The 11,028-nt window shown below is 69.2% G+C and carries 12 protein-coding genes; 10 read left to right on the top strand and 2 right to left on the bottom strand.

Going from position 1 to position 11,028, the window contains the following annotated elements; genetic code table 11:
* Positions 1 to 27: 27 nt before the first annotated feature.
* Both hpt and A5727_RS09835 read left to right on the top strand, forming a co-directional pair.
* Positions 28 to 603, top strand: coding sequence for a hypoxanthine phosphoribosyltransferase (hpt, locus tag A5727_RS09840; RefSeq protein WP_231992017.1), 576 nt, complete (start codon positions 28 to 30; stop codon positions 601 to 603).
* 13 nt (positions 604 to 616) lie between these two features.
* Positions 617 to 2,785: a molybdopterin-dependent oxidoreductase gene (locus tag A5727_RS09835; RefSeq protein ID WP_068248381.1), complete on the top strand. Its 2,169-nt coding sequence runs from the start codon at positions 617 to 619 to the stop codon at positions 2,783 to 2,785.
* Positions 2,786 to 2,865: 80 nt separating this feature from the next.
* On the opposite strand, the gene A5727_RS09830 is transcribed toward A5727_RS09835, so the two are convergent.
* Positions 2,866 to 3,600, bottom strand: a complete 735-nt coding sequence (locus A5727_RS09830) for an SIMPL domain-containing protein (protein WP_068248378.1) — start codon at positions 3,598 to 3,600, stop codon at positions 2,866 to 2,868.
* Between the two features lie 174 nt (positions 3,601 to 3,774).
* On the opposite strand from A5727_RS09830, the gene A5727_RS09825 reads away from it, so the two are divergent.
* Positions 3,775 to 3,990, top strand: a complete 216-nt coding sequence (locus A5727_RS09825) for a hypothetical protein (protein ID WP_068248376.1) — start codon at positions 3,775 to 3,777, stop codon at positions 3,988 to 3,990.
* On the opposite strand, the gene A5727_RS09820 is transcribed toward A5727_RS09825, so the two are convergent.
* Positions 3,977 to 4,876 carry an alpha/beta fold hydrolase gene (locus A5727_RS09820; protein ID WP_068248374.1) on the bottom strand — a complete coding sequence of 300 codons (900 nt, stop codon included), beginning with the start codon at positions 4,874 to 4,876 and terminating at the stop codon, positions 3,977 to 3,979. The genes A5727_RS09825 and A5727_RS09820 overlap by 14 nt on opposite strands.
* Positions 4,877 to 5,008: 132 nt before the next feature.
* On the opposite strand from A5727_RS09820, the gene ftsH reads away from it, so the two are divergent.
* The 7 genes from ftsH to A5727_RS09785 form a co-directional block, all read left to right on the top strand.
* Positions 5,009 to 7,330: an ATP-dependent zinc metalloprotease FtsH gene (gene ftsH, locus A5727_RS09815; protein ID WP_068248372.1), complete on the top strand. Its 2,322-nt coding sequence runs from the start codon at positions 5,009 to 5,011 to the stop codon at positions 7,328 to 7,330.
* 18 nt (positions 7,331 to 7,348) lie between these two features.
* A complete protein-coding gene (gene folE / locus A5727_RS09810; protein ID WP_068248371.1) occupies positions 7,349 to 7,957 on the top strand; it encodes a GTP cyclohydrolase I FolE in 609 nt (202 codons plus the stop codon).
* Complete coding sequence (gene folP, locus A5727_RS09805; protein WP_068248369.1) at positions 7,954 to 8,802, top strand: dihydropteroate synthase; 849 nt, start codon at positions 7,954 to 7,956, stop codon at positions 8,800 to 8,802. The genes folE and folP overlap by 4 nt, the downstream gene beginning before the upstream one ends.
* Positions 8,795 to 9,199, top strand: a complete 405-nt coding sequence (gene folB / locus A5727_RS09800; RefSeq protein ID WP_068248367.1) for a dihydroneopterin aldolase — start codon at positions 8,795 to 8,797, stop codon at positions 9,197 to 9,199. The genes folP and folB overlap by 8 nt, the downstream gene beginning before the upstream one ends.
* The gene (folK, locus tag A5727_RS09795; protein WP_068248365.1) at positions 9,196 to 9,738 is read left to right on the top strand and encodes a 2-amino-4-hydroxy-6-hydroxymethyldihydropteridine diphosphokinase; all 543 of its coding nucleotides are present in this window, start codon (positions 9,196 to 9,198) and stop codon (positions 9,736 to 9,738) included. Before folB ends, folK begins: the two co-directional genes overlap by 4 nt.
* Positions 9,716 to 10,201: a DUF3180 domain-containing protein gene (locus A5727_RS09790; protein WP_068248361.1), complete on the top strand. Its 486-nt coding sequence runs from the start codon at positions 9,716 to 9,718 to the stop codon at positions 10,199 to 10,201. The genes folK and A5727_RS09790 overlap by 23 nt, the downstream gene beginning before the upstream one ends.
* Positions 10,202 to 10,270: 69 nt before the next feature.
* Positions 10,271 to 11,028: DUF6779 domain-containing protein (locus A5727_RS09785; RefSeq protein ID WP_353612250.1), on the top strand; the 758-nt coding region annotated here is incomplete at its 3' end.

The following is an 11,028-nucleotide window of genomic DNA, read 5'->3' as shown; positions in this document are numbered from 1 at the left end:
CACGCCGCGACGTGGCACGCTGTGAACGTGCCAGTGAATTCTGCGGAAATCTATCCGGGGGACATCAAATCGGTGCTGTTGTCCGAACAGGACATTCAGAACCGCACGGCTGAACTCGCAGCCGCGGTGGCGGCCGACTACAGCGATTCGCTCGGCGCAGAGGATCTGCTGCTGGTGACGGTCCTCAAGGGCGCGGTGATGTTCGTCACCGACCTGGCCCGGGCGATTCCGCTGCCCACCCAGCTGGAGTTCATGGCCGTCAGCTCCTACGGATCGTCGACGTCGTCGTCGGGTGTCGTACGGATCCTCAAAGACCTCGACCGCGACATCAACGGTCGTGACGTCCTGATCGTCGAGGACATCATCGACTCCGGGCTCACGCTGTCGTGGCTGCTGCGCAACCTCGCCACCAGGAACCCGCGGTCTCTGGAGGTCTGCACGCTGCTGCGCAAACCCGACGCCGTGCGGACCGACATCGACGTCAAGTACGTCGGCTATGACATCCCGAACGAGTTCGTCGTCGGATACGGCCTCGACTACGCCGAACGCTACCGAGATCTGCCCTACATCGGCACACTGGAGCCGAAGGTCTACAGCCACTGATCTTGGAGGCGCCATGCGCACCGAACTTCGCATCTGTCCGATCTGCGAGGCGACGTGTGGCCTGGCCCTGACCGTCGACGGTGACCGCGTCACCGCGGCGCGCGGCGACGCCGAGGACGTCTTCAGCGCGGGGTTCATCTGCCCCAAGGGCGCGACGTTCGCCGACCTCGACAACGACCCCGCGCGACTGTCCCACCCGATGGTGCGTCGTGACGGCGAACTGACCGAGTCCACGTGGGACGAGGCGTTCGATGCCGTCGCGCAGGGTCTGGGCGCGGTGCTCGGCGAGCACGGTGGCCGGTCCGTCGGGGTCTACGTGGGAAACCCGAACGCGCACACCGTCGCAGGTGCGCTCTACGGGCCCATGGTGATCAAGGCCCTGGGCACGCGCAATGTGTTCTCGGCGAGCACTCTGGACCAGATGCCCAAGCAGGTCGCGCTCGGGCATCTGTTCGGCAGCCCGTTCGCGTTCGCGGTGCCCGACCTGGACCGCACCGACCACCTCGTCATCATCGGGGGCAACCCCCTGGTGTCGAACGGCAGCCTCACCACGGCCCCGGACTTCCCGGGCAGGCTCAAGGCGCTGCGCAGGCGCGGCGGCCGGCTGACCGTGATCGACCCGGCCCGCACCCGCACCGCGGCCCAGGCGGACTGGCATCTGGCGCCGCGCCCGGGCACGGACGCGGCCCTGCTCTTCGCGGTGGTGCACGTGCTCTTCGACGAGGATCTGGTGGCTCCCGACCTCGGGGGCATCGCCGAGCACGTCGCGGGTGTCGAACAGGTCCGCGGCATGGCGGCCGACTTCAACCCCGACCTGGTGGCCGCGCACTGCGGTGTCGAGCCTGAGGACATCCGGCGACTGGCGCGTGAGATCGCGACCGCCGAGAGTGCCGCGGTGTACGGCCGCATCGGCACCTCGACCGTCGAGTTCGGGACGCTCGGAAGTTGGCTCGTCGAGGTGATCAACATCCTGACGGGCAACCTGGACCGCCCGGGCGGGGTGATGTTCCCGCTGTCACCGACGGCGTCCACGCCGCGGCCGCCACACCGGGGCCGGGGATTCCAGGTGGGCCGCTGGCACAGTCGCGTGTCGGGCCACCCCGAGGTCGCATCGGAGTTCCCGGCCGTCGCGCTGGCCGAGGAGATCGACACCCCCGGGGACGGCCAGATCAAGGCGCTGATCACGATCGCGGGCAATCCGGTGTTGTCGGCGCCCGACGGGGACCGGCTCGCCAGGGCTCTCGACGGCGTCGGGTTCATGCTGAGCATCGACCCGTACCTGAACGAGACGACGCGGCACGCCGACGTGATCCTGCCGCCTCCACCACCGTCCCGCAGTCCGCATTTCGACTTCGTGCTCAACAACCTCGCGGTGCGCAACAATGCGCGCTACTCACCGCCGGTGCTGCCGCCCGACGAGGGCTGGCCCGACGAGACCGAGATCCTGGCCAGGATCGCGCTCCTGGTCTTCGGTCTGGGGGTGCACGCCGACCCGACACTGGCCGACGAGCAGGTGATCCGCGCGACGCTGGCCAAGGAGTCCGAGGATCCGGAGTCGCCGGTGGCTGGGCGATCGGTCGACGAGATGATCGGCATGCTGCCGGCGGGGCCGGGCTATGAGCGGCGACTCGACATGATGCTGCGGGTCGGCCCCTACGGTGATGCGTTCGGCGCCCAACCCGGCGGGCTGACGCTGCAGCGGCTGCTGGAGGCGCCGCACGGCATCGACCTCGGACCGCTTCAGCCCCGACTCCTCGAAGTGCTGCGCACGCCGTCGGGCCAGGTCGAGTTGGCGCCCGAGGAACTGGTCGCCGACGCGGCCCGGTTGCGCGCGTCGCTGGCCGGCCGGGTGGATGGGCTGGTGCTGATCGGCAGGCGGCACCTGCGTTCGAACAACAGCTGGATGCACATGACCGGCGGCACCAACCGGTGCACACTGCAGATCCATCCGGATGACGCCGCCGCGCGGGGCTTGACCGACATGGCGTCGGTGAAGGGCCCCGGCGGCGAGATCCTCATCCCGATCGAGGTCACCGACACGATCCGGCCGGGCGTGGTGTCGATCCCGCACGGGTGGGCCGAGGCCAACGTCAATCAACTCAACGACGGCGGGGCACTCGACCCCCTGTCGGGGACGGCCGTGCTCAACGGCATCCCGGTGGACGTCACCGCAGTCCACTAATCCGGCGAGCGCGCGTGTCTGTACGCGACGCGCCGCCCGAAAGCGGACCAATGCGGACGCTCGCGACGGTCCTGTGGGCGCTAGCGCAGTTCCCAGATCGCGGTGACCGAGAAGCTCACGGTCTGCTGACCGGGTGACAACGGCACGTCGGCGGCCATCGCGCGTGGCATGGGCGTGGGCGACGGCGGGGTCGACCCCTCGGCGGCCTCCGAGATCGAGATGACGTCGCCCAGCGTCAGCCCGGACAGCTCGGCGTACTGCTCGGCGCGCGACTTGGCGTCCTCGAACGCGCGGGCCCGGGCGTCCCGGACCAGGTCGGAGTCGTCGTCGATCGAGAACGTCACGGAGTTGATCCGGGTGGCGTTGCCGCCGATGTTCGCGATCAGCGGCAGAGCGCGCGATGCCGCGTCGACGTCGTGGATGCGGACGTCGATGGTGTTGGTGGACTGATAACCGGCAGGTGTGGTGCCGTCGGGCCCGTACTGCGGTTGCAGGGTGGCCCCGGTGGTGGCGATGTTGTCGCGATCCACGCCACCCCCGACGAGGGCGTCGATGACGGCCTGCTGGCGTTCGTTGGTCTGGTTGAGCACGGTGACCGCGTCCGCGCCGGTGAAACTGATCCCCACGTTGGTGGTCACGGTGTCGGGCGTGCCCTGCACTTCGCCGTTCCCGACGACGGTCACCTGGCGAACGTTCGGTGCCCCCGACGACGCGGGGCTGACGGCATCACAGCCCGTCATCGTGACAGCGGCCACGCCGGCGAGCACGGCGACGGACAACCGGATGGGGGTCTTGGAGTTCCCGGCGATCGGCATGGTGGCACCCTACCGGCGATCGCCGCGTGTCACCGGCGGGCTGCGTCGGGAATTCGCCTGCGCGGTGCGCGAGTTCAAGTAGTGGACTACTCACGCCCTCGGCGGCGGGGCCGCGCAGGGTTTGTAGGTGAGCCGATCGCTCGCCGCGGTCGGCGGATCGGAAGGGGGACCATCATGGTCGCCAACGCTTTGAGAATCGGTCACCTGCCGCACGCGTATCTGCGGGCGGCCCCGGCCCTCGCGCACCACGTCACCCATGGGTTCTCCGTGTGCTGGCACGGTCTCGCCAACGCCGCGACCGTGGGTGTGGCACCCGAATCGCACCGCCGTCCCGTCCGCGCCGAATACCTGGAGCGGGCCGAGATGGCACGCGAGTTCACCCACCTGTGACGTCGGACAGGAACGCCAGCAGGATGCGGTTGACCTCGGTCGGCCGCTCCTGCTGCAGCCAGTGGCCGGCACCGTCAACCCAGATCTCCCGGTAGGGGCCCGCGACGACCTCACGGGCACGTTCGGGTCGCATGGTGTGCCGCACCGGATCCGCGCTTCCGCCGACGAACAGCGCGGGCACGTCGATGCGCGCATCCGTCAGATGCGGTGTGGCCGCCCAGTTGCGGTCGTAGTTGCGGTACCAGTTCAGCGCGCCGGTGAACCCGGTCCGGCTGAACTGCTGCACGTAGACCTCGAAGTCGGCCGGTGAGATCCAGTCGGGCAGGCCCGGTTGTCTGCCCTCGGCGAACAGATCCCGCATGGTGCCCGCGACATCGGCGGCCATCTCGGCGTCGACGACCCCGGGGGTCTGATAGCGGAGCATGTAGAAGTCCGCACCGAACTTCTCCCGCCACCGTTCGGTGGGCCGAGTGCGGGCCCGCGGAATCGGCGGCACGCTCAGGCCCGCGACGGCGCGGACCCGGGCAGGGTGCAGCAGTGCGGTGTGCCAGACCACCAGCGCACCCCAGTCGTGCCCGATGAAGACCGCCCGAGAGGTGCCGATGTCGTCGAGCAGGCCGACGAGATCGCCGGTCAGGGCGTTGATGTCGTAGGCCTCGACGTCGGTGGGGCGGTCGGAGCCGCCGTACCCGCGCTGATCGGGGGCCAGCACCCGCCAGCCGGCGTCGACCAGGGCCGGGATCTGGTGGCGCCACGAGTACGCCAGTTCGGGGAAGCCATGAGCGAGGACCACGACCGGTTGGTCGGCCTCGCCGGTCGCGCCGGCGTCGAGGACGCGCAGACGGACACCATCGCGCACGACGAAACGTTCGTCAGGTTCGCCCACCCGGTCACCAAACCACACCGGCGGGAACCTTCGATCGTTGGACTAGCGGTAGCCTGACTGAACGCAGCTCACAACTCTGCCCCGCACGTGGAAGGACCCGGCCGACCCGCACCCGCTGGCCAAAGACTGACGATGAACCGAAAAAACGTGATCCGCACGCTGACCGTGATCGGCGTTGTGCTCCTGCTGGCGTGGTCCTTCTTCTATTTCAGTGACGACACCCGTGGGTACAAGCCCGTCGACACCTCGGTCGCGATGTCGCAGATCCAGGACGACAATGTCAACAGCGCCCAGATCGACGACCGTGAGCAGCAGCTTCGGCTCGAACTGAAGAGCGGCAACGGTGACACCGCAAACAGCGACAAGGTCATCACCAAGTACCCGACGGGGTACGCGGTGCCGCTGTTCGACGCGCTGCAGAGCAAGAACGTCAAGATCAACACCACGGTCAATCAGGGCAGCGCCCTCGGTTCGCTGCTGATCTACATGCTGCCCCTGCTGCTGCTGATCGGCCTGTTCGTGATGTTCTCGCGGATGCAGTCCGGTGGCCGGATGGGCTTCGGCTTCGGCAAGTCCAAGGCCAAGCAGCTGTCGAAGGACATGCCGAAGACCACGTTCGCCGATGTGGCCGGCGCCGACGAGGCGGTCGAAGAGCTCTACGAGATCAAGGACTTCCTGCAGAACCCCAGCCGTTACCAGGCCCTCGGCGCCAAGATCCCCAGGGGCGTGCTGCTGTTCGGCCCGCCGGGCACCGGCAAGACCCTGCTGGCCCGTGCGGTCGCCGGCGAGGCCGGGGTGCCGTTCTTCACGATCTCCGGTTCGGACTTCGTCGAAATGTTCGTCGGTGTCGGCGCCTCCCGCGTGCGTGACCTGTTCGAGCAGGCCAAGCAGAACAGCCCCTGCATCATCTTCGTCGACGAGATCGACGCGGTCGGCCGCCAGCGCGGCGCGGGCCTCGGCGGTGGTCATGACGAGCGTGAGCAGACCCTGAACCAGCTGCTGGTCGAGATGGACGGTTTCGGTGACCGGCAGGGTGTCATCCTGATCGCGGCCACCAACCGGCCCGACATCCTGGACCCCGCGCTGCTGCGCCCGGGCCGCTTCGACCGCCAGATCCCGGTGTCCAACCCCGACCTGGCCGGGCGCAAGGCCGTCCTGCGGGTGCACTCGCAGGGCAAACCGATCGCGCCGGACGCGGATATGGACGGCCTGGCCAAGCGCACCGTCGGCATGTCGGGCGCTGACCTGGCCAACGTGATCAACGAGGCCGCGCTGCTGACCGCGCGCGAGAACGGCACCGTCATCACGGGCGCCGCACTCGAGGAGGCCGTCGACCGCGTCGTGGGCGGCCCGCGCCGCAAGAGCCGGATCATCAGCGAGCACGAGAAGAAGATCACCGCCTACCACGAGGGCGGTCACACGCTGGCCGGTTGGGCGATGCCCGACATCGAGCCGATCTACAAGGTGACCATCCTGGCCCGCGGTCGCACGGGCGGGCACGCGATGGCGGTGCCGGAGGACGACAAGGGTCTGATGACCCGGTCGGAGATGATCGCCCGCCTGGTGTTCGCGATGGGTGGCCGCGCGGCCGAGGAACTCGTGTTCCGCGAGCCCACCACCGGCGCGTCGTCCGACATCGACCAGGCCACCAAGATCGCCCGCGCGATGGTGACCGAGTACGGCATGAGCGCCAAGCTCGGCGCGGTGCGCTACGGCACGGAGCACGGCGACCCCTTCCTCGGCCGCACCATGGGCACGCAGGCCGACTACAGCCACGAGGTGGCTCGGGAGATCGACGAGGAGGTGCGCAAGCTCATCGAGGCCGCGCACACCGAGGCCTGGGAGATCCTGACCGAGAACCGTGACGCCCTGGACCGGCTGGCCGGCGAGCTCCTCGAGAAGGAGACGCTGCACAAGGCCGAACTCCAGGTGGTGTTGGCTGACGTCAAGAAGCGGCCCCGCATCACGGCGTTCGACGACTTCGGCGGTCGCATCCCATCAGACAAGCCGCCGATCAAGACGCCGGGCGAACTGGCGATCGAACGTGGCGAGGAATGGCCCAAGCCGGTGCCCGAGCCCGCGTTCAAGACGGCGATCCGCAACGCCAGCGCAGCCAATGGAGCCAACGGCGCCAACGGCGCCCATGGGGCGAATCCGACCAACGGCGCACCGCCTCAGCACCCCAACGGCCCGACTCAGCCCGACTACGGCGCCCCGGCCGGGTGGCATGCTCCGGGGTGGCCACCGCAGGGCGGCGCAGCGCCGCAGGGCGGGTGGTACCCGCCGCCGCAGGGCACGCCGCCACCACCGCCGTCGGGTGGGTGGCAGGTGCCGCCGCAGCAGCCGTACCCGGGTCAGCCCTACCCGTACCAGCCGTACCCGCCGCAGAACCCGCCGCCGGGCGAGCCGTCGGGTAACGACTCGAACCGGACCGTACCGCCGGGAAATGCGTGATGACGAACGGAGTCTTGCATGGTGCTGCCGAATTCTCGGGTCGCAACGGTTGATCGTCCGGTGTTCGATCAGGCGCGTGCAGAGGCGGCGGTCCGCGAACTGCTCTACGCGATCGGTGAGGATCCCGACCGGCACGGACTGATCGAGACACCCGCCAGGGTGGCCCGCGCATATCAGGAGATGTTCGCCGGGCTCTACCTGGATCCCGACGAGGTGCTCAACACCACGTTCGACGAGCAGCACGATGAACTTGTGCTGGTCAAGGACATTCCGATGTACTCGACGTGCGAGCACCACCTGGTCGCCTTCCACGGTGTGGCGCACGTGGGGTACATCCCCGGTGTGGACGGACGCGTGACGGGGCTGTCCAAGCTGGCCCGCGTCGTCGACCTCTACGCCAAACGTCCCCAGGTGCAGGAACGTCTGACCGCCCAGATCGCCGACGCCCTGATGCGCAAACTCGACCCCCGCGGCGTGATCGTCGTGGTCGAGGCCGAGCATCTGTGCATGGCGATGCGCGGCATCCGCAAGCCGGGCGCCACCACCACCACCTCGGCAGTGCGCGGACAGTTCAAGTCGGACAAGGCCTCTCGTGCTGAGGCGCTGGAACTCATCCTGCGTAAATGACGCTCGCGGCGGGACTGCCCGTACAGGTGATGGGGGTTGTCAACGTCACCGACGACTCCTTCTCCGATGGTGGCCGCTACCTCGATCCCGGACGCGCGATCGCGCACGGCCTAGAACTGGTCGGCCAGGGGGCCACGATCGTCGACGTCGGAGGCGAGTCGACCCGGCCCGGAGCAGTCCGGATCGCCGCTGACGTCGAGTCGGCGCGCGTCGGCCCGGTGATCCGAGGGCTTGCCGCCCAGGGGATCACCGTCAGCATCGACACAATGCACGCCGATGTCGCCCGAGCCGCCCTGGACGCGGGCGCCCAGATCGTCAACGACGTCTCCGGTGGACGGGCCGATCCGAAGATGGCGTCGGTCGTGGCCGACGCCGGGGTGCCGTGGGTGCTGATGCACTGGCGTTCGGTGAGGGCCGAGCATCCGCACGACGTCCCGCACTACGGCGATGTGGTGGCGACCGTGCGGGCCGAACTGCAGTCGGCGATCGACGACGCCCTGGCGGCCGGGGTGGCGCGCAGTCAGTTGATCATTGATCCCGGGTTGGGGTTCGCCAAGACAGCGCAACACAATTGGGCCCTGCTGAACGCTCTTCCCAGCTTCGTGGAGACGGGCCTGCCGGTGCTGATCGGTGCGTCCCGCAAACGCTTCCTGGGTTCGCTGCTGGCCGACGCCGACGGCACCGTCAGAGCTCCGGACGGGCGGGAGGTCGCCACGGCGGTGATCTCGGCGCTCGCCGCGGCCCACGGGGCCTGGGGGGTTCGGGTCCACGACGTGCGGGCCTCGGTGGACGCCCTCAAGGTGCTGGCGGCCTGGAACAGTGCGGGAGGAGGCGTGAATGGCTGATCGAATCGAACTGCGCGGCTTGAAGGTTCGCGGTAATCACGGAGTCTTTGACCACGAGCGTCGCGACGGCCAGGACTTCGTCGTCGACATCACGGTGTGGATCGACCTCGCGGACGCCGCGGCCAGTGACCAACTGTCCGACACCTACGACTACGGGGTGCTCGCGCAACGGGCGGCCGCCGTCGTCGGCGGCGAACCGCGCAACCTCATCGAGACCGTGGCCGGCGAAATCGCCGACGACGTGATGTCCGATGAGCGCGTGCACGCCGCCGAGGTCACGGTGCACAAACCCCAGGCGCCCATCCCGCTGGACTTCGCCGACGTCGCCGTGGTCGCACGCAGGTCGCGCCGCGGTGGCAGGGGTTCGATCATCCCGGCGGTGGGGGAGACCCTGTGAGTCGCGTCGTACTCTCCATCGGGTCCAACCTCGGCGACCGGCTGGCGCGCCTGCAGGGTGTCGTCGACGCGCTCGGCGAGCGGGTGGTGGCGGTGTCGCCGGTCTACCAGACCGCCCCGTGGGGCGGTGTCGACCAGGGTCCCTTCCTCAATGCGATCGTGATCGCCGAGGATCCCGCGCTTGACGGTCCCGCATGGCTGCAGCTGGCCCAGCAGCTGGAACGCGACGCCGACCGGGTGCGCGAGCAGAAGTGGGGGCCGCGGACGCTGGACGTCGACCTGGTCTCCGTGCGAGATCCGGCCAACCTCGAAGCGCCCGAGGTGATCTCCCGGTCCGATGGGCTCACCCTGCCGCACCCGTTGGCGCACCTGCGGGCATTCGTGCTGATCCCGTGGCTCGCGGTGGAGCCCGAGGCCACCCTGACCGTGGCCGACGAGCGCCGCAGCGTGCTCGACCTTCTGCACGAGATCGACGCGGCCGAACGCGAGGGTGTCGAACTGTTCGCGGCGGAGTTGCATGGGCCCGACGAGAAAGCGTGACCTGGCCGCGGCCGTCGTCGTCGCCGCCGTCCTCGGATACCTCGCGGTGCTGCTGCTCTACCGGTGGTTTCCGCCGCTGACGCTCTGGACCGGGATCTCGCTGGCCGGTGTCGGAGTGGTCGAGGCGGTCTGGGGGTGGCAGGTGCGCACCAAGATCGCCGACAACAGGATCGGACTGGGCGCAGACCGGCTGCACCCGCTTGCGGTGGCGCGGACCGTGGTGATCGCCAAGGCGTCGGCCTGGGTGGGGGCCGTGATGTTCGGGTGGTGGCTGGCGGTGCTGGCCTACACATTTCCGCGTCGGACCACGCTGCGGGTGGCCGAGCAGGACACTCCCGGGGCGCTCGTCGCGGCGGCCTGCGCACTGGTGCTCATGGTGGCCGCGCTCTGGCTTCAGCATTGCTGCAAGTCGCCCGGCGACCGGACGGACGATCCCGACGATCCGTCTGGTCTGCCGGAATAGCGCAGGGATCTTCAGAATCGCCGATGCGCGGCGACACGCGCAGTGACCTCGCACAGGTACAGTCGGCGCATGACCGTTCTGTCCCGCGGCGCGCAGAGTCGGCGCAGCGGCCGCAGGCCGGGTTGGCTGCTCTTGACTGTGTTGCTGGTCCTCGCCATTGCGGCGAGTTCCGCGTTGGTGTTCACCAACCGTGTCGAACTGCTCAAGCTCGCCGTCATCCTGGCGTTGTGGGCCGCCGTCGTCGCGGCGTTCGTCTCGGTCATCTATCGAAGGCAGAGCGACGCCGATCAGGCCAAAGTGCGCGACCTGAAGCTCGTGTACGACCTTCAGCTGGATCGGGAGATCTCGGCACGCCGGGAGTACGAGCTGACCGTCGAGACCCATCTGCGTCGCGAGATCTCGTCGGAACTGCGCCTTCAGTCCGCCGACGAGGTGGCCGCACTGCGCGCCGAACTGGCGGCGCTGCGGACCAATCTGGAGATCCTGTTCGACACCGACCTGGCGCACCGGCCCGCCATCGAGACCGATCGCACCCGGGGCGAATGGCTGCGCACCCCGGAACCGGTCAAGGCCGACCGGGTGATCGCCAGCCGGGTCGCGCCCGCGGAGGAGGACGACACCACCCGCACCGCCGAGAGCCCGATCATCGACGTGCCCGAGGAGCCGCTGCTGCCGCCGCCTCCGCCGCCGGTGCCGGAACCGCAGGCACGACGGCGTCGCCGGGCCGAGGAGCCCGACTACCGCGGCTCGCACCGCCGGGCGTCGGAGGAGACCAGCTGGGTGATGCCGCCGGTGCCGGCGCAGACCTCCGCACCGCCCCCGCCGCC

Source organism: Mycobacterium sp. ACS4331 (assembly GCF_001667265.1).
GTDB lineage: Bacteria > Actinomycetota > Actinomycetes > Mycobacteriales > Mycobacteriaceae > Mycobacterium.
This window is presented reverse-complemented; position numbering and strand designations above follow the sequence as displayed.

Coding starts and splice junctions, on each gene's coding strand:
- A5727_RS09835 (WP_068248381.1), top strand. CDS start 617: ATGCGCACCGAACTTCGCATCTGTCCGATCTGCGAGGCGACGTGTGGC.
- A5727_RS09830 (WP_068248378.1), bottom strand. CDS start 3,600: ATGCCGATCGCCGGGAACTCCAAGACCCCCATCCGGTTGTCCGTCGCC.
- A5727_RS09825 (WP_068248376.1), top strand. CDS start 3,775: ATGGTCGCCAACGCTTTGAGAATCGGTCACCTGCCGCACGCGTATCTG.
- ftsH (WP_068248372.1), top strand. CDS start 5,009: ATGAACCGAAAAAACGTGATCCGCACGCTGACCGTGATCGGCGTTGTG.
- folE (WP_068248371.1), top strand. CDS start 7,349: ATGGTGCTGCCGAATTCTCGGGTCGCAACGGTTGATCGTCCGGTGTTC.
- folP (WP_068248369.1), top strand. CDS start 7,954: ATGACGCTCGCGGCGGGACTGCCCGTACAGGTGATGGGGGTTGTCAAC.
- folB (WP_068248367.1), top strand. CDS start 8,795: ATGGCTGATCGAATCGAACTGCGCGGCTTGAAGGTTCGCGGTAATCAC.
- A5727_RS09790 (WP_068248361.1), top strand. CDS start 9,716: ATGGGCCCGACGAGAAAGCGTGACCTGGCCGCGGCCGTCGTCGTCGCC.